This is a genomic window from Neobacillus mesonae (assembly GCF_023715155.1).
Classification (GTDB): domain Bacteria; phylum Bacillota; class Bacilli; order Bacillales; family Cytobacillaceae; genus Neobacillus; species Neobacillus mesonae_A.
Genome location: NZ_JAMBNQ010000005.1, coordinates 24,967 through 43,567 on the forward strand (window position 1 = coordinate 24,967; position 18,601 = coordinate 43,567).

At 36.3% G+C, this 18,601-nt stretch carries 20 protein-coding genes and 1 riboswitch; of the genes, 10 read left to right on the forward strand and 10 right to left on the reverse strand.

Annotation, left to right across the window (positions count from 1 at the left end; translation table 11 throughout):
• Positions 1–105: 105 nt before the first annotated feature.
• Positions 106–2,244, forward strand: coding sequence for a YhgE/Pip domain-containing protein (locus M3183_RS06935; protein WP_251467909.1), 2,139 nt, complete (start codon positions 106–108; stop codon positions 2,242–2,244).
• A gap of 232 nt (positions 2,245–2,476) precedes the next feature.
• On the opposite strand, the gene hemY is transcribed toward M3183_RS06935, so the two are convergent.
• The 3 genes from hemY to hemE all read right to left on the reverse strand — a co-directional run bounded on the left by hemY (position 2,477) and on the right by hemE (position 6,075).
• Complete coding sequence (hemY, locus tag M3183_RS06940; RefSeq protein ID WP_251467911.1) at positions 2,477–3,889, reverse strand: protoporphyrinogen oxidase; 1,413 nt, start codon at positions 3,887–3,889, stop codon at positions 2,477–2,479.
• Positions 3,890–3,925: 36 nt separating this feature from the next.
• Positions 3,926–4,861: a ferrochelatase gene (hemH, locus tag M3183_RS06945; protein ID WP_251467913.1), complete on the reverse strand. Its 936-nt coding sequence runs from the start codon at positions 4,859–4,861 to the stop codon at positions 3,926–3,928.
• Between the two features lie 170 nt (positions 4,862–5,031).
• The gene (hemE, locus tag M3183_RS06950; RefSeq protein ID WP_251467915.1) at positions 5,032–6,075 is read right to left on the reverse strand and encodes a uroporphyrinogen decarboxylase; all 1,044 of its coding nucleotides are present in this window, start codon (positions 6,073–6,075) and stop codon (positions 5,032–5,034) included.
• A 206-nt stretch (positions 6,076–6,281) separates the two neighbouring features.
• Between hemE and M3183_RS06955 the strand changes: the two genes are divergently transcribed.
• From M3183_RS06955 to M3183_RS06985, 7 genes are all read left to right on the forward strand, one after another.
• A complete protein-coding gene (locus M3183_RS06955; RefSeq protein ID WP_251467917.1) occupies positions 6,282–6,773 on the forward strand; it encodes an antibiotic biosynthesis monooxygenase family protein in 492 nt (163 codons plus the stop codon).
• 131 nt (positions 6,774–6,904) lie between these two features.
• Positions 6,905–8,179, forward strand: coding sequence for a hypothetical protein (locus M3183_RS06960; protein ID WP_251467919.1), 1,275 nt, complete (start codon positions 6,905–6,907; stop codon positions 8,177–8,179).
• Between the two features lie 33 nt (positions 8,180–8,212).
• Complete coding sequence (locus M3183_RS06965; protein WP_251467921.1) at positions 8,213–8,440, forward strand: hypothetical protein; 228 nt, start codon at positions 8,213–8,215, stop codon at positions 8,438–8,440.
• A gap of 181 nt (positions 8,441–8,621) precedes the next feature.
• Positions 8,622–9,449, forward strand: a complete 828-nt coding sequence (locus tag M3183_RS06970; protein WP_251467923.1) for a helix-turn-helix domain-containing protein — start codon at positions 8,622–8,624, stop codon at positions 9,447–9,449.
• 89 nt (positions 9,450–9,538) lie between these two features.
• On the forward strand, positions 9,539–10,432 hold the full coding sequence (locus tag M3183_RS06975) for a tripartite tricarboxylate transporter TctB family protein (RefSeq protein ID WP_251467925.1): 894 nt from the start codon (positions 9,539–9,541) through the stop codon (positions 10,430–10,432).
• A gap of 4 nt (positions 10,433–10,436) precedes the next feature.
• A complete protein-coding gene (locus tag M3183_RS06980; protein ID WP_251467927.1) occupies positions 10,437–10,655 on the forward strand; it encodes a hypothetical protein in 219 nt (72 codons plus the stop codon).
• A 106-nt stretch (positions 10,656–10,761) separates the two neighbouring features.
• Positions 10,762–11,112, forward strand: a complete 351-nt coding sequence (locus M3183_RS06985) for a sigma factor-like helix-turn-helix DNA-binding protein (protein WP_251467929.1) — start codon at positions 10,762–10,764, stop codon at positions 11,110–11,112.
• Positions 11,113–11,436: 324 nt separating this feature from the next.
• On the opposite strand, the gene M3183_RS06990 is transcribed toward M3183_RS06985, so the two are convergent.
• Positions 11,437–11,940 carry a hypothetical protein gene (locus tag M3183_RS06990; protein ID WP_251467931.1) on the reverse strand — a complete coding sequence of 168 codons (504 nt, stop codon included), beginning with the start codon at positions 11,938–11,940 and terminating at the stop codon, positions 11,437–11,439.
• 49 nt (positions 11,941–11,989) lie between these two features.
• Positions 11,990–12,076, reverse strand: a riboswitch (cyclic di-GMP riboswitch).
• A 451-nt stretch (positions 12,077–12,527) separates the two neighbouring features.
• On the opposite strand from M3183_RS06990, the gene M3183_RS06995 reads away from it, so the two are divergent.
• Together M3183_RS06995 and M3183_RS07000 are read left to right on the forward strand one after the other, a co-directional pair.
• Positions 12,528–12,860 carry a helix-turn-helix domain-containing protein gene (locus M3183_RS06995; RefSeq protein ID WP_251467933.1) on the forward strand — a complete coding sequence of 111 codons (333 nt, stop codon included), beginning with the start codon at positions 12,528–12,530 and terminating at the stop codon, positions 12,858–12,860.
• A complete protein-coding gene (locus M3183_RS07000; protein ID WP_251467935.1) occupies positions 12,857–14,236 on the forward strand; it encodes a Fic family protein in 1,380 nt (459 codons plus the stop codon). Before M3183_RS06995 ends, M3183_RS07000 begins: the two co-directional genes overlap by 4 nt.
• A gap of 58 nt (positions 14,237–14,294) precedes the next feature.
• Here the strand turns inward: M3183_RS07000 and M3183_RS07005 are convergent, their stop codons facing one another.
• From M3183_RS07005 to M3183_RS07030, 6 genes are read right to left on the reverse strand one after another with little or no spacing between them, the layout of a single operon-like run.
• Entirely contained in the window at positions 14,295–14,999 is a 705-nt protein-coding gene (locus M3183_RS07005; protein ID WP_251467937.1) for an N-acetylmuramoyl-L-alanine amidase, read from the reverse strand.
• A gap of 51 nt (positions 15,000–15,050) precedes the next feature.
• Complete coding sequence (locus M3183_RS07010) at positions 15,051–15,272, reverse strand: phage holin (protein ID WP_251467939.1); 222 nt, start codon at positions 15,270–15,272, stop codon at positions 15,051–15,053.
• A 16-nt stretch (positions 15,273–15,288) separates the two neighbouring features.
• Entirely contained in the window at positions 15,289–15,534 is a 246-nt protein-coding gene (locus M3183_RS07015; RefSeq protein ID WP_251467941.1) for a hypothetical protein, read from the reverse strand.
• Between the two features lie 60 nt (positions 15,535–15,594).
• Complete coding sequence (locus M3183_RS07020; RefSeq protein WP_251467943.1) at positions 15,595–15,717, reverse strand: CD1375 family protein; 123 nt, start codon at positions 15,715–15,717, stop codon at positions 15,595–15,597.
• Positions 15,717–16,013: a hypothetical protein gene (locus M3183_RS07025; RefSeq protein WP_251467945.1), complete on the reverse strand. Its 297-nt coding sequence runs from the start codon at positions 16,011–16,013 to the stop codon at positions 15,717–15,719. Before M3183_RS07025 ends, M3183_RS07020 begins: the two co-directional genes overlap by 1 nt.
• A 1-nt stretch (position 16,014) precedes the next feature.
• Positions 16,015–18,591: a hypothetical protein gene (locus tag M3183_RS07030; protein ID WP_251467947.1), complete on the reverse strand. Its 2,577-nt coding sequence runs from the start codon at positions 18,589–18,591 to the stop codon at positions 16,015–16,017.
• Positions 18,592–18,601: the final 10 nt, after the last annotated feature.

The following is an 18,601-nucleotide window of genomic DNA, read 5'->3' on the forward strand; positions in this document are numbered from 1 at the left end:
ATTAAAAACTTTTGTCTGTTCTATTTTTCTCTTTCCTATTCACGTATCAACTTTATTCTTAAACAAATAATAAAAGGAAAGATGATGTTTAGGTGGTTTGATTTAGTGAAAAAGGTTTTTTCCATTTATCGAAATGATTTGTTAAGCCTCACAACCAATTGGGCAGCCGCATTTATTATTGCTGCCTTAATCATCCTTCCCTCCCTTTATGCCTGGTTCAATATTAAAGCATCCTGGGATCCATACAGCAATACAAAAGAAATCCCCATTGCGATTGTAAATAATGATAAAGGTGCTGAGTTAAAAGGAGAAAGCATTAATATTGGTGAAGAAATCCTCGATTCTTTAAAAAAGAATCATTCATTAGGATGGAAATTTGTCAGTTCATCAGAAGCTGTCACAGGGGTCAAGACCGGAAAATATTTTGCCAGCATCACAATTCCCAGCGATTTCTCAGCCAAAATTGGAACTGTTTTAAACGACAATCCGGAAAAACCTGAACTTCTTTATACCGTTAATGAAAAAATTAATGCGATTGCCCCAAAAATAACAAGTAAAGGAGCCAGCGGAATAAAGGAAGAGGTTAGTAAAAACTTTGTTAAAACAGCAAATGGGGTTATTTTCGATATTTTTAACCGACTGGGAATCGAACTTCAAAAAAACCTGCCTGACATCGAGAAACTAAAATCAATGATATTTTGGCTTGAACAGCATTTAAATGAAGCGGAAAGCATGATAAATACTGCTAATGATAATGCAAATCAGGCACAAAAGATTGTCAATGACTTACAAAAAAACATTGACAAAGTTGAAGGTATAATTAAACATGCACGCGGCCTCTCTGGTCAAATATCAAGCTTTTTAGAAAGCAATAAAGAAAGCATTGCAAATCTTGCACCTGCTATTAAGCAGAATCTAACGTATATGGAGGCTGGAGCTCAATCTGTTGAACAAATAACCAGTCTTCTGTCTTCAGACAATATAAGCAATACCGAGAAACAACAGGCTTTGAACGATGCCTTCACGCAGTTGACTGAACTGATTAAAATTGAAACACTTTTGATTGATTTATTTGATCAATTAAATCATCTTGCCGGTAATACAATGTTTTCAAATGAAATAGCAAATGTAACCGAACAGAAAAACAGGTCACAAAGATTACTGCAAAATGTAAAAAGGCTTAAAATGACGGAGGCCCTTTCACCTGTATTAATAAAGAATACTAACCAATTAGCCAAAAATCTCTCTACAGATCTTGGACAAATAGGCAATTCATATGATTCTAAGACTTCGCCAAAAATAAAGAACTTTAGTGAGACAGCTAAAAGCATCCCAATAAAAGCAGATAACTTTTTCAGCAAAGCCGATGAAACACTTCCACAAATAAAGAAAATTTTAAATGATACTTCAAAAGGAATAGCAATTGGAAAAAGGGACCTTGCTTTAATCAAACGGGATTTTCCGGAAATCAAACAGAAGATTACTACACTTGCCAATCAGATCCGCGAATTTGAAAAATCTGAAGATATACGTGAGATTATTGATTTATTGCGGAATGATGTAAAAAAAGAAAGCGACTTTTTTGCTGACCCAGTATTATTGAAAGAGAAACGTCTTTTTCCAATTCCAAATTACGGCTCAGCGATGTCTCCCTTTTTCACAACCTTATCACTATGGGTAGGGGCAACACTGCTAATTTCTTTGATTCCTGTGGAAGTAGCGGACCTGCCAAAAGACTATCAACCTCACCATATTTATTTAGGCAGACTGTTGACATTTTTATCAATTGCCCTATGCCAAAGCATGATTGTGACATTAGGTGATATTTATTTGTTGAAAACATACATAGCAGCCAAATTATGTTTTTTTATGTTTGGCTTACTGATTAGTGCGGTCTTCATGTTAATAGTCTATACATTAGTTTCAATCCTTGGAAATGTTGGGAAAGGGTTAGCAATCGTGATTCTTGTTCTGCAAATTTCAGCCTCGGGCGGAACCTTCCCGGTACAAGTGATGCCCGTTTTTTTTCAACAGCTTAATCCCTATTTGCCTTTTACTTATGCCATTAGCATGATGAGGGAAGCTGTCGGAGGAATTCTGTGGGAAGTTGTAAAAACGGATCTTCTTATTCTCTTTTTTATCACAATTGTTACCCTTCTATTTGGTTTAGTTTTAAAAAAACCAATCGAAAAGTACGGAAGGGCGATCAAAAAGAAAGCAAAGGAAAGCAGGCTGATTCATTAAAGAAATGTAAAAAAGAAGCTGCAGTTTAATAATCAGCTTCTTTTTAGGTATTATTTATTTTTAGGCATTGTTAAACTTGGCTGTTGACTTGCATTCCACTAGGAAGTCTTCTGCAGCATAGGCTTCGCAAGACTAAAAGCGACAGCTTTTAGAAGGAGGCACAAGCCGTTCGGGCGCCTTCGTATCTTCCGCACCAACTTAGCTGCAAAAAACACATTGACCTTAACACAGCCTATTTTAAAAAGTTTAAGACCTTTTGAACCGCCGCTTCCCCTTGGTCTACACAGTCAGGGACACCTACGCCTCCATACGAAGCACCGGCAAGAAAAACACCCGGCAGTTCTTCTTTCATTTTTTCTAAAATGACGGCCATTCTTTCCTGATGACCGACCGTATATTGCGGCATTGCATTTTTCCATCGGGATACAACTGCGAAATCCGGATCCGCTGTAATATCCATCGTCTTCCTTAAATCATCCAAAACCGTTTTAACGATTTTATCATCAGAAAGATCAACAATGGTTTCATCCCCTGCTCTTCCGACATAACAGCGAAGGAGCGCTTTTCCTTTAGGTGCTGAATGCGTCCATTTCTTATGTGTCCAAGTACAAGCAGTAATGGAATAATCGTTTCTTCTAGAGACAACAAATCCAGTCCCGTCAATATCATTTTTAATCGCGTCAGCTGGGAAAGCTAGTGCAACCGTAGCCACAGATGTGGATGGAACATCTTTCAATGGTTCAAAAAAGCGGTAATCCGAAAACATTGCCTGCAGTGCCTTGTGCGGTACAGCCGCAACAATACTATCCGCCTCAATGGTTTCACCATTATTTAGATATATCTCATATCTACCATTATTCCTTACGATTTGCCCTGCACGATGTCCTTTTAGAATAGTTTTCGAATCTAATTTTGCTTCAATGGCTTCTGCAAATGACTGGAGTCCTGTTTTAAAGGTAAGAAATGCACCTTTTAGGTTATCTTGATGGACGTTCTCTTTTGCCTTAGCCGGTTTTGCCTTTTTCATACCAAGAATTAAGCTGCGATATTTCTGTTCCACTTCATAAAACTGAGGGAATGTAGTCATCAAACTCATCTGATCAATATCACCCGCATAAATTCCGGATAATAGTGGTTCAATTAAATTTTCAACGACTTCATCTCCTAATCGTCTGCGGAAAAATCCTCCCAATGATTGGTCTTTTCCCTTTTCCGACCGGGGCAGAATAAAATCTGCCGCCGCCCTTAGTTTCCCTGGAATGGAGAATAAATTGGTTGAGATGAAAGGCATGATTTCTGTTGGAATTCCCATGATAGACCCGCCAGGCATCGAATAAAGCTTTTCATTTACAAGAATATAAGATCTCCCCGTAGAATTATGAACTAATTTCCCGTCCATCCCTACTTCCTTTGCCAGACGAATCATGCTTGTTTTTCTCGCTAAAAATGAATCAGGACCTCTTTCAATTGTAAAGCCGTCCCTTACAACGGTTTGCATTTTACCTCCAAGACGGTGGGATGCCTCAATAAGCTGAATCTCAATTGAGAGATTCTTTTCTTCTATTTCTTTTTGCAGATAGAACGCTGCTGTCAATCCAGCAGCTCCTCCCCCAATAATGACAACCTTCTGTTTCTCCTCCGCCAAGGACTTCACCTTCTTCCACTAACCCCCAAAAGATGGTTACTCATGTACTTTCTTTAAAACGACATCTGCTAATAAATCTATAAACTCTTGTCTAGCATTCGGCATTTCCGGACGATAATAGCTGACACCTAATTCATCTGTTACAGCCTTACACTCAGTATCATTATCATATAGTACTTCAAGATGATCGCATACAAAGCCAACCGGCGCATAAACAAATGCCTTATAATGATGTTTTTGATATAAATCTCTTGTTAAATCCTGTACATCTGGACCAAGCCAAGGGTCAGGTGTATTGCCTGCACTTTGCCATCCAGTCACATAATTTTTTATTCCTGCCTGTTTGGCAATCATATCTGCTGTTTCCTGGATTTGTTTTGGATATGGGTCGCCAAACTGCAGAATTTTCTCAGGAAGACTGTGGGCCGAAACGATAAGTACGGCGTTTTCCCTTTCATCCTCAGGCATTTGTTTATAAATTTGGCTAATTTTATCTGCCCAGTATGTGATAAATTTCGGCTCTTCATACCAGCTTTCAATCGTTTTAATCTTAAGCCTTCCGCCTAATTTTTCTGCCTCTTCTATTGCCCTGCCATTATAAGATTTAACACTAAAGGTAGAAAAATGCGGAGCCAAAACAAGGCTGACCGCCTCTTCAATACCATCTTCATGCATTTGTTTCACAGCGTCCTCAATAAATGGATTAATATGCTTTAAACCAAGATACATTTTAAATTCAATCTCATCTTGAACACTATTTAAATGTGATTCCAGCTTTTCAGCTTGTTCAAGAGTAATTTTAGCCAGCGGTGAGATTCCGCCGATTGCTTCATAGCGGTTCCGGAGGTCTTCCATCATTTCCGGTGATGGCTTACGGCCATGACGGATATGTGTATAATAACGGTCCAAATCCTCTAATGTATATGGGGTCCCATATGCCATTACTAATAGACCCATTTTCTTTTTTGTCATTTGCTGCACCTCTTTTAAAATCTGCTTGCCTTTCCCGTATAGGGGGTGGATGGGCCGCTAATCACACAGCTAATTAAACAAATGCAACTTCTTGACCCATTAAAACAACTCATTTTATTTTGCCAAAAAATAGACTGGTTTACCAATATTAGAACTTTTAAATTCGGAGATTACCCGCGCTTGGCCTGAGAATATTCATGAACAAAAGCAGTCAGCCTTTTTAAGGTTTCTGGTTTTACAGAAGGGAAAACACCATGACCCAAATTAAAGATATAACCGTCATTTTCCATTCCCTGATCTAAAATAGCCTTCGTCTTTTCCTCAATCACTTCCCATGGTGCCAGCAAAACAGCCGGATCAAGGTTACCTTGTACAGCCTTAGAAACACCCAGCTCCCTTGCCTTGCTTATTGGCATCCGCCAATCCAATCCAACTACATCAAGCGGCAGGTCATTCCATTCTAATGCTAAATGACTTGCCCCAACACCAAACATAATCAATGGGACATTTTCTTTTCTTAATTCAGTAAAAATTCTAGTCATGACTGGCTTTATAAAATAACGATAATCCTCAGCATTTAAGGCTCCAACCCAAGAGTCAAAGATCTGAATTGCTTTTGCACCTGCACCAATTTGAGCCTTTACATATGTAATTATCATATCGCCTAATTTTTCCATTAAGGCAAACCATGCTTTAGGCTCAGCATACATAAACGCCTTTGTCTTGTTATAGTTTTTTGAAGGGCCTCCTTCAATCATATAGCTTGCCAATGTAAAAGGAGCACCAGAAAATCCGATTAATGGGACCGATAATTGTTCTTTTGTTAATAATTTAATCGTATCCAATACATAAGGAATATCTTCCTCAGGATGAATTTCGCCTAATTTTTCCACATCTGCAAGGGATTGTATCGGGTTGTCAATAACAGGTCCTACACCGCCCTTTATTTCAACATGCATCCCTAATGCAGGAAGAGGAGTCATGATATCTTTATATAAAATAGCCGCATCGACATTATATTGTTCAACAGGCAGGCGTGTTACATAGGCGCATAACTCTGGCTGATGGGTAATTTCAAATAAAGAATATTTTTCTTTAATTTCCCTGTACTCCGGCTGAGAACGCCCTGCCTGCCTCATATACCAGACAGGGACATGATCTGTTTTTTCTCCTTTCGCTGTTTTTAAGAATGTTTCATTGATTTCTATAGTCATACTATATAGTCCACCTTTCAAGACTTGTCTTTTCATTATTTTAATATATTTAGCATTTATTTAAAAACTTACCATAGGCATACTGTCTCCACTATAGCTGTAATTCCCAATTGTGTATAGCAATCAATTGAAACTGTCAAAAAAAAGTCGTTTTTTCCTTTATGCGTGGAATAATATGAATATAGAAACGAAAAGGGGCTGATGGAATGAATGTCTATATTACTACAGGTACGTATGACTTTTTAAAAAAAATAAAAGCTAAATATTCTAGTGAACTTGTGATGATGACAAATGCCAGCGGGGCTTTGTTATATCATGAAACAAATGGCAAAACGGTATTTAGTGCACCAAGAAAATATGAAGCCATTCAATTAATTGGAGAAATGCCGTATAAAGGTTTTGCCGTTATGAACAATATCTCTGTTACAGATGAAAGCAGACCAGTCTTTGAGTATCAAATGAAAAATCAAAGTACTCAGGCGGCGAACACGGCCGGTTTCCGTGCCCTTAGGATACTCCGCCCGCTGTCTTCCAGCACCTATATCATATTGACCATTTGGAACAATGAAACTGACTTCTCAAAGTGGAAAAATTCACCTTCTTATTTTCCTGCAAATACTAACAAGATCGAGCAATCGAAAATCTTCGAAAGCGCCCCATATTTTAGCAAATTTGTCATAACAGAAAACGAAGAATAAAAAACATTGGAATGGAGCGGACCCCCTCCATTCTTTTTTCATTTTTTTCACACCCCTTTTTATCATTTTCATATTCTATACTACATCCTTCAGGGCTAAAGCCTAGAGGGATGAGAAAGGGGGTAAACTAAATGCTTGTTGAATTGACAGTGATTCACTGGATCTATGTAGCCTTTATTGCTTTGATTATCGGCTTTATGGTGATGAAAAGAGATACGACCATCGTTTGTATTACGGGAATCTTCTTAATCGCCATCACTGCGACGGGAAGTTTAAGTGTTTCAATCAGCAGTATTTTTAATAGCTTTATTTATGCCATAACCGAATTATTATCCACCATTCTTGTTATTTCCATCATTGTCGCAATGAGCCATACATTAACAACAACAGGAATCAATGATGTCATGATTTCTCCTTTTAGGAAGCTGATAAGGAATCCGGCTTTAGCTTACTGGACAATCGGCATCTTGATGATGGTGATATCTTGGTTTTTCTGGCCGTCTCCTGCAGTAGCCCTTTTAGGAGCCGTTCTCCTCCCCGTTGCTATTCGTGCAGGACTGCCGGCACTTGGTGTAGCGATGGCCATGAACCTGTTTGGCCACGGAATTGCTTTATCGGGGGATTTTGTCATTCAAGCGGCACCTAAACTGACATCGGATGCAGCTGGCATTCCTATCCAAGATGTAATTAATGCCAGCATTCCATTAGTTTTTATCATGGGGATTGTAACAACAATAACTGCATTTTATTTATTGCGCCGTGATATGAGGCGCGGTATTCTTAAAACGGATGAGGCAGCTATTAAGGATATTTCAGAAGAAACCGCTAAACAGACTGCTATTCTATCCATGAATCAAAAACGTTTTTTTGCCATAATAGTACCATTATTATTTGCTGCTGACGTTGCCGCGATGACAATGCTTGATTTAACAGGCGGTGATGCTACTGCACTAGTTGGCGGAACCTCAATCCTAATCCTTCTTCTTATTTCGTTAACAAGTTATAAATCTAAGGGGCTTGAAAAAACAACTCAATTTTTAATTGAAGGCTTTCAATTTGGTTTTAAAGTGTTTGGGCCCGTTATCCCCATTGCTGCGTTCTTCTATTTAGGTGATTCCGGATTTGTGAAAATCATTGGTGACTTTTTACCAAAGACGTCAAATGGAATAGTCAACGATCTTGGCCTCGCACTTGCTAACATTGTTCCATTAAGCAAGGCAGTAGGTGCTGTTACGCTGACATCTGTGGGTGCTATCACCGGACTGGATGGTTCCGGCTTCTCCGGTATTTCCCTTGCTGGGTCAGTGGCCAGTTTATTTGCCGCCGCCATTGGCAAGGGTGCAGCGGTGCTGACGGCCCTTGGGCAAATTGCTGCCATCTGGGTAGGCGGCGGAACTCCTACATAGATATTAGACAAATAAATAAAGGAGCAATTGTCCATGAACCTAGGAACAATTTATACAAACAGTTTACTAAAATCAATTGAAAATATATCTAAGAGTACTACCAAAAGTGAACATGACAAATATGTGGATGTATGTGTCCAATTTGCAAACATCATGACCATTTTAGTCCCTAGACAAGATGAAATAAGCCTAGTAGATCTGCAGATGATTAATAATGTTTTTAAACAATATCAGGATAATTATCTAAATATAGAGGACTAAATAAAAACAAAAGAGCACAGCGTGTATAAGTAGTGTTGACGCACTCTTATACCGTCCGCCTGATGCCCCAGGCAAACACTTGCTGTACCCTTGTGTCTTATTTTACAGACAAAGGGTCTATTTGGCAACGGTTTGCTTCCACAGGCCGTTGCTTTTTTGTTTCCATAAAGGAGACAGAATCATGAAAAATCGTATTGATGTTATTGCCGGTGAAGAATCATATAATAACTTATCTAGCTTTACTGATATCGAAGAAATGAATGAGACAATACGCACCTACAGAGACTCCATACGTGCGTCTATTAAGCGTGCTGATGTACAAGCTAGACTTATTACATTGCTTGAGCTTTTAAAGCGTCACAGTTGCAAATATGTAGGTGTTAGTTTTCTATGCAAAAATTCAATAGCCGAAAAACTCGAACTTTCTTATAAGACTATCCAACGCTTGGTAAAAAAATTAGAAGACCTTGGCATGATTAAACAAGTAGAAATGAAGCGTAAAAAAGACATGCTTCAGACTGCCAATTCAATCATTATTTTGCCCGTAGAGAATGTGGCCAACAAGAACCCTACTCATTGTCCAACAAAGTGTCCGGCCAATAAAACAACACCTGTTTCTTTAAAACAAAAGATTAAAAGATTAAATACACGTAATAATAGCGCTTCTTCAGCCACAAAAAATGAGAATAATTTTTCTAAAGCTAACTTTGTTGCTCATTGGGTACCAGCAGTATTTGCAAAACTAGCAAACTATTACTATAACGACGCTAAAACCATTCAGGAGTTGTGGAAGGTGGTTAAGCAAAACAATAGAATTGTGGACCATATCGACAAGCTTAAAGCCTTTAATAATAACCAAGAACTATCTATTGGCTTAATGGCCATAAAAGAACTTGTTATGAAAATAAAAGATGGCAAAGGTATAAAAAATATTTTTGGCTATTTCAACGGAATTGTAGATAATCTTATGAGTAAATATATTTTCAATTATGAATTTATGAATGAATAATGTCTATTTTTGTCGAATGTATAGGATAAATGTTTTATATTGTTTAAAATTAGCGTAAAAATACTACTAAATTATTGGAGGGGATTATAATGGATACATTTTTATTTCTTGTTGGTTTTTTGGGGTTTATTGTTTTTATCATATTAGCCCTTATAAGTGTGTTTAGGAAAACAAAAAAAGGTAAAAAAATGATGATATATGCACTTATTTGTTTTGTTTTATTTATTATTGGTATTGTTATTACTCCAACATCAGACACAGTAGATGACAATGTTAAGGCGAACCAACCTAAACAAGAAAAGAAGAACGAAAAAAAGATTGAAGATGAGCAAAAAGCCAAAGCAGAGGCTAAGAAAGCTGATGTTGATAAAAAGGCTCAAGCAGAGGCTGCAAAGAAAAGAGCTGCAGCAGAAAAAGCCAAAAAGGTAGAGGAAAAGAAAAAAGAGGAAGAATTAGCAAAGAAGAAAGCTGCAGAGGAAAAAGCTAAAAAGGAAGAAGAAAAGAAAAAAGAGGAACTTAAGAAGGTAGAACAAAAGAAGGAATTAACACTTGATGAAAAAATTACCCAAGGTATTAATAAGAAATTAGGCAAAAACAACAATATGGACAAGAAAAGAATTGTGAAATTACAAGTAAATGATAACGCCGGATCGGATGTTGAAGGAGATAAAATTGTTTTATTAACTTTATCTGGCGATGAAAGTTTTACAAACAAGATGACGATTAAAGAAATGTTGATGAAAAGTAAAAATGCGTTTCAGGAGACTTTTAAAAATAAAGAAGTATCTGAGGTAACATTATTCTGGCAATTTCCAATGGTCGATGCTTATGGAAAATCAAAAGACGAAAATGTTATTAAAATTGGGTTATCACGAGAAACTTTTGAGAAGATCGAATGGAAAACATTTGATTATAATAACTATGAAGTGATTGCTGATCAATACTGGATGCACCCAGCGCTTCAAAGTGAAATGACGAAGTGATTATATGACTATAACTATCCAAATCAACTACATCACAAATGGCAATAAAGTCATGCAACAGGGTGATTTTAAACTAAGAGGTAAAAAGCCTGAACAAATCGCATTAGAGTTTTGGCGACAAATACAAAGAGAAATGCCTTACAAATGCGAATTAGAAAAGATTATTGCTACTGGAGAAGAAATAACAGTTTTGGTTAAAGGATTAGAGGCCCCTCGTAATTGAGGGGTTTTTTATTTTGCCACAAAACAGTCAAAAATCCATGTAGGAAGTTAAGGATTAACCGAGAATTATTAAAAATGAATAACACTTTGAAATGGAGAAAGTCTTAATGGATAAAAATAACGCAGACATAGAAGATGCAATGTTTTATTTAAAAATGATTGGACATGGGAGTGATATAGGTACCATAAAACCCTACTATAAGATACTGAACGATAGAAACTCCGATGATTTTAAACGTTTTATCAGCGTGTACACAAAATTCAAAGATTCATTATCCGAAAAAGAACAATTTGTTTTAGATGAAATTTATGGTGTTAACAAAAAACATGTAACTTTAAAAACTGCTGGAGAAATGTTAGGTGTTGGTCCAGAACGTGCTAGACAGATAACGAAAAAAGCTGAGTTTAGAATGGTCAGTCTTATAAATAAAAGATTAAAGGAAAATACAGAAGAATAATATGTACCGGATAAAACATTTCTGGAATTGGCTTATATATTACCGTCGAGGGAAAATTAAGTATTACGTATACGATTACGTTGATACGTTTAAATGCATGGCTACAAACGGAAAAGTTGCAGTATGTAATTGTTACGGCAGCACACCGGAGAAAGCTAAAGAAATGGCTTTGTACAGACTAAATAAGGCTTTAAATGAAGAACCGGTTGATTTGGAATTGGTTTTAGAAGGAAATGGATATCAGTTGTATCGTAAGGAACAAGCCCCTCTTGATTAAGAAGGGCTTGTTTATAAAAATCAATATTATTGCTTCTTCAATATTTATTATTGACCTGTTGATGCGGGGAACAACTCATTGAATTTTGTATCTAATGCAGCTTTACCATCTGAAATTTCTTGATTAGCTGTTTGTGTTAAGGCATCTTTTTTATTAGCAATGTCAGAAGTTGCCTGTGTATCTGCTTGTTGTTGTAACTCATCGTTATGTGATTTGATTTCAGAGCTTACACGCGATTTTTCTTGATCTCCCCATCCGCTAACTTCAGTCTGTATTTTATTTTTAAGACTGCTTAAAAATGTACCTAAGGAGTCTACACCACTTGATTTTTCTGAATCACCCTTGCTAGTAATCTCTGTGTTTTTGGTTCCAAAAATACTGTTAGCAAAATCAGTAATTTGTGATAAAAACGCAGGATTCATTGCAGCAAAAGCTCCTGTTCCTCCAAGTAATAGTCCAGCAGCAATAGTTGCACCGGCTATCTTCTTTTTAATTGAGGATTTTGAGTTATTAGCAGCTTGAGCTATTCTCTCTTTTCTTGTTCTCTCCATTTTTCTTCCCCTTTTGAGATTTTTTTAAATCTCCACTTTATCTAAATAAAGTGGCAACTGGCTGACATAATGCAATTGCACCTTAGTCCCTGTAGCTTTGCGCCTACGTTTTTCAACGTATTTGCATTTTATATTTAACAGTAAAATGGAAAATTTGTATATATGTAATATATGGGAGTAGTTTACCTAACTAAACTTAATTTTAGAAACCTGGAGCTTAGTTTTGAATTGTTATGATGGAACATCGGAAGTAGCAAAGGGGGAAAATGGCTTTGTTTAAGTTGAATAAAGCCTTAAATGAAGAACCAGTTGAGATGGAATTAGTTTTGAGGGAAATGGGTATCAGTTGTATCGTAAGAAACAAGCTCGCTTGTTTCCTTATTACAATTATTATTGATTTGAATACAATAATCAGAACGTGTCGAAAAATGACTAAAAGTATTAATGTCAGGTAAACAAATAATACTTGACACTGTTTCATTGAAAAAATCACATTTTATGTTATAATATCAAGGTTTTTTGGGAAAAATAATATAATTCTCTATTTGTTATAATTAATTTGAGTTATTTGAGGAGGTGTTTTATAAATGATTAGAATAAATAATGCACGCTTAAAAAGATTAAGGGAAAAAATGTACCTTACAGAAAGTTATGTTGCAGGACTATTAAATTGCCCAATAGAAAGATATCAGTTGATTGAAGGTGGCCGATTAACTGTTACCGACGAGGAACTACAAACCCTTTCCTTGCTATTTGGTATTAATGAACAGCACCTAATAACAGAAGAAATAAAAAGTACAGAAATTCTAGCTAGAACTCATAAGGAACTAACTGAAAATGACGAAAGGCAAATCGCAGAATTTTTAAACTTTCAAAAAATGCTTAAAAAAAACATTAAAAAGGAGCTTTCTGTTAGGTGAGTTGTAATATTTCAATCTTAAGATCTTTTTATGAAGAAAATTTTTGTTCTGCTGAAAAACTTGCTGAAAAAGTAATTGAATATTACTACGGAAAAGAACCCCCAAACTTCCCTATCGATATTTTTAAAATCTTAGGCGAATTTGGGGTTTTTTATGAGTACAGAGAATTGGACAGGCTGGAAGGCGCATACTCTCCGGAAACAGACGAATATGAAGCTGCAATTCTAATAAACATTAAACGTCCTTTTACAAGACAAAGGTTTACAAGTGCTCATGAACTTTGCCATCATATAAAAGATTATAAACAAGGAGTATTGTGTCCTTTTAACAGTAAAGATCCCATTGAAAAATTTGCAGATAGATTTGCCGGCGAATTGTTGATGCCTAAAAAGTATTTTCGTGAGGAAGCTAAAAAGTTAGTTAGGGAAGATGGTTATGTCCATCCTGATGATGCGTATTCCCTCTGTTTATTATTTGGGACAAGCTACGAAGCTGTTATTTGGAAACTTTTTTATAATAGATTTCTATCTTTTGTTCCAGATAAGAAGTTTTTTAGAAAGGCTAAACCTCAAAAAACACTTGGTAAGTTTAGTCAAAAACATTTATTAGAGCAAATAATTAATAGCTATACTTATTTCCCCCAAGGCCAAACAAGTCCACTATGGCATCAATTTAAAAATAAGCTGGTGTTTAATGATAGTAGGATGGAAGGTATTAATGTTATTCAAGAAGATGCAGCTAAGATAATAACAGACCTTAGATTATTCGGTAAGGAAAGTAAATATTACAAAGATATAGAAAATCAAGAGGTCGTGGAAGTTATAGGTCATAGCAATGTTTATGATTTTATACTTAACCAATCTGATATTCCTGATCGTTACCTTCTGTGTGAATTAAATGCTATATTATTCAAATTAGCTCCTCATGGTGAGCAAATGGGGAAGTTTAGAAAATCAGATAATGCAATTACAGGAGCAAGTATCCAAACAGTTCATTATCGAGATATTGAAGCAGAGCTTTTCCTTACAGATAAGGATATTGTGGATTTAATAAGTAACCTGGAGCAGTTTACAATTTCCGAATATTTATATCAGGCTGCAAAAATACATCATCGACTCACTCAGATTCATCCTTTTGAAAACGGGAACGGGCGAGTATCTAGGGCAATATTAAACTGGATATTATATTTGAAGGGATTACCTCCAATTTTTATTCCTTATGAAGAAAAAACTATTTACGTAAATGCGTTGAATAGTGCAGATAATTGGGACTTAGAACCTCTTCATGAATATTGTTTAAAACGACTATTGTATTCTTTTGTTAGTTTGAACGACGAACTTTCTCTCATTTTCGAGTATGATTATATTTCTGATTAAACCCCCTACTCAACCGAGTAAGGGGCTCATTTATGTGATTTTCAAGAGGGTATTGTTATTATTCCTTCACAATGTACGTGTTATACCCTTTTTTCTTTAGTTCCTCTGCTAATTTCTCCGCGTTTTTAGGGTCTGAAAATGCACCTACTTGGACCTTGTGGAGCTTACCATCTGATTTTTGTTTAGCTGCAGTTTTGGTTTCCATTTGTTTAACTGTAGCCTTTTTCTTTAATCCTAACATTTTAACAAATCCATTAACATGCCCTTGTGCTACCTTGTCTAAAAATGAATCCTGTTTTAATAATTTATTATCACCAGGATTATCAATAAACAGATTCTCAGTTAAAATTGCTGGCATACATGTTTCACGTAATACTGCAAGATTACCGCGCTTTTTGCCACGATCTCTTACGTTACCCATTGCCTTTTTAATTTCGCCATGCATAACATTTTGATAAGCAACAGTTTTTGAACTAACGCTATTATAAGCGAATGTTTCAAAACCTGTGCCGCTTGGAGTTGCGTTAATATGCACAGAGACAAAATAATCTGCTTTTGCTTTATTCGCCATTGCAGCACGTTCTGACAATGTTGGATAGGTGTCACCAGTACGAGAGTATAAAACCTGTACATCGTCATAATCGCCAAGTAGTACACCAATTTTCTTCACAATTTTTAATGTTAAGTCCTTTTCTTTCAGTCCGAGACCTACTGCACCTGAGTCTTTTCCGCCATGACCTGCATCAAGAAAAAGTTTAACCATTAATGATCCGCTCCTTTAAATTAAAATAATAAGCCGCTCAATTTGAGCAGCTTAGTGTAAACCTTGTTTTTTTAACGCTTTTTTTTGAGCGCGTCCTTTTTTGGACAGATAATTGTTTTTCCAAGCCATAAAAATAAAATAAACACCTGAAATAAAAGCGACTAAATGATTGGCTAAATCATCCGGAATAGTTTGATAACCTAATAGATTTAGCACCGCATTAACGACAGCAACAACCAATAAAATAAACCTTGAAATACTTGCTTTATCCATTTAAAATTCTCCTTTTCTACTTGGTAAATAATGTTTTAATTTGTTCATCATGCCTAGTGGTTTTTTCTTTTAAAACATCAAGTTCGTCTTCAATCAAACTAATTTTCCTGTCTGTACTTAATTTAAAATCTTTTAATGTATCGTTTAATGAATTGATAGATTTCTGTAATGGCTCAATGACAATCTTTTTAAATAAAAAAATAGCAATACTACCAACAAATGAAATAACAGCGATTAGCCATGTAATTTCTTGCAACGTCAAATTAAACACCAACCTTTATTCAGATAAAAGGGGCCTATAAAAGACCCCATAAAAATACACCTACTCAATAGGTGCTTCGTCTGTTAATCCTAAATTTTCTTTTACTGATTCCTGGTATTGATTTGGTACCTGGTCGATTGTCATGTATCCGTATTTTACGGCGTTTGTGTACATGTTTAGCATTATGCTGCACCCCCTTCCAATGCCTCAATTCTAGACTTTAAGTCGGCATTTTCTTGAATTAAATCGGCAACCATTAACGCCGTAAAATCAGCGTTTTGCATCAACATAGCGATAAAGTTTGCCATCATTTCAGGGTTAGATTGTTGCCTTACTTCCTCTACTTCTGAATCAAATTCACCACGGCTTTTGCCTAATTGGAGCAATACGCGCTCTAACATTTCTTCTATTGGTGTTTTTGGCTCGTTTGTGGCCGGCTGTTCAATAACTTCAACTTGTTCAATGGTTTCCTCTGCCATCTTATAATCCCCCCGCTTTCAATCTTTTTAATACATCATATAACAACAATGTATTTACCGATGTTTCTGTTTTTACATCCTCCACTTTTTTCACTGTATCCTCCAATGCCGTCCGGATGTTGTTGGAGTATTGGGCTAATAGATTAGTAACGTTTGATGTGAAAATGTTTTTGTCATAAACTACATAAGTAGCATAATAATCTACAGTTTGGTCGAATAAATAATCCCTAACTATTGCTTTATACGCTCCTTTTACAACATTATTTGTACTAAAAGACCAATTTTTATCCATAGTATTTCCTTTTACAATAAATAAAAATTTAGAAACTGCATATTTTGTTTGGCTTTCATTTGGAAGGCCCACTCTATTTATCTGATAATATCCTCCTCCTGCCTCATTAATAAATGCCGGGGTTACTTTCTCCCTTAATACAACCCCGCTGCCAACTTCAACTTGAGTTATTCCATTAACACTAATTGCACCCTCAGCACTCACCTCTGAAATAACCGGCGTCGCTAATTGGTAACTCAATTTATACGGAGTAAAGTTTGGTGCTTTGTTAGCTGAAACATAAGCCAGTGTTTGGGTCGGTGCATCAGAACCATCATATAGACTTGTCCATGCTGATGGTTTACCGTTTACATCAACTGTTTTCACTTTCCATCCGTTGAAATAGGCTTTTATTTCATCTGCAACCGGCGTGTATGTTTCTCCAAAACCTGAGTCAAAGTTGAATATAGAAATGTAAAAATATCCCGTTGGGTTTGTAATATTGAAGTTATCACCATTAGGTAAACTGAATCCGTATGGTATAATTTTACCATCATATTTTGTAATTTTTTGTGTAGTTACATTTTCAGCTATTCCGGCAAAAACTGTATTCGGTAATCTTACGCCTTTATATCCGGTGTAATTGTTAAAGTATAGCCATCCCCAAGAACCATCCAAAACTATATCCTTCTCAATCGCTTTTCTAACCATGTATTTCCCATCTTGTTCATATAGACGGTCTGAAACGCCACCAATTGAGCCTAATTTTGTTTCAAATAATGCATATGATGGGTTGCGTGGCACAAACGGTTTTGCTTTGTCGCCGATAGTTATCATTATGTTTTTAATTATGAAACGTCCATCCTTGGCATTGTTGTCAAAATTCACCCTTGTAGCAACCGCATTAGCGGGAATTATAAATGTATTCGTGTTACTTGTTAAAATGTCTGACTTAATCAACGTGTTGTTAACATCATAATAAGATGTATACAAACGAACCCCTGTATTTTCATCATCGAAACTCACTGCATACTTTTGATTTGGTAAAGTCTTTATAAATACATAACTAACCCTTGAAGTACCATATAAACCATCGAAAATTAATTCGTATTCTTTTACATCAACTACCGTTGGATGAAGTGAATCCCATGCACTAAATGGCGGCACTAAGTTTTCTCCCTCAGCTATCACATAAGGATTCTGTAAATGCTGGACACCTTCAACTTGAGGATAACGGGCTAATATTTCAGCTTCGCTCCATGTTACATTAATAGCTTCGTAATGTTCTTTTTTTACCTCGTACAATGGGATTCTTGGTGCATGTAAAATAGCTCCGGATTTTAATTCGATTTCTAACTCTACATAATCTGTGTAAATGGTTGATGTCGTTACGCCATCGGATGCATCAGCATACGCTAAGAAATGGACAAAACCCATACTATCTATATTATTCGTAGGCGTGGCTGTTTCTTGTTTTATATTTGTAACGGTGCCCTTGGCATTAACATTATTACCTGCGTCTGTAGACCAAGTGCTTGTACTTGCACTCCATCTTTGCAATGTTGCCTTATTTCCATTTGGTCCGCTTCCATACCCCCACCAATTGCAAGTAATTTTTACAATATTATCTTTCACCCATTGTATTTTATCCTCTAACGTACTTTTTGGGATACGGCCAATTTGGCGCTCAATTTCTTGGATGATGTCAAAAGCGAAAATTGTTTCAGCATAATATCCATTTGTCGTTGTTGAAACACTTCTTGTTGTTCCATCTAATTTAGCAATTTGGTCATAAGTGGGTTGTGCCCCTTCATAACTCGCTTGCAAATTTGATGGTGTTAATAAAGCTTGGTTACTTATTGGATATGCTTTGTGAGGGTTTTCCATAGTACTTCCTGAAACTTTCCCCTCAAAATTTGCAAGTCTCTTAATAGTGGTTGGTTTCCCCGCAACGGCAGTAAATTTAGTAATCCCTTGATATTCAACCGAATTATAAGTTAACTTTGTTTTTTTATCTGCTAGAACATAATATTTCAACGGATCCAAATCAGAGTTAAGCATTGAATTTAATGTCCGGCCCTCGATTTGAATATTTACCGGGGCATTAACGCCGCCATTTAAAACATTTAACCCATGAATCAATGTCTGAGTTTGCCGGCCGGCTTGCTCCATATTCGCATGTGCCTCAGCAATACCTTGTTCCATATTATTTAAATTTTTTGCACTAACCGGCGTTCCTTGTTGAATAATGGCTCCGGTTGTAGCATCTACCACATGGTCTTTCCAATCTGTTTTTGTGTAAACCATTTAATCACAC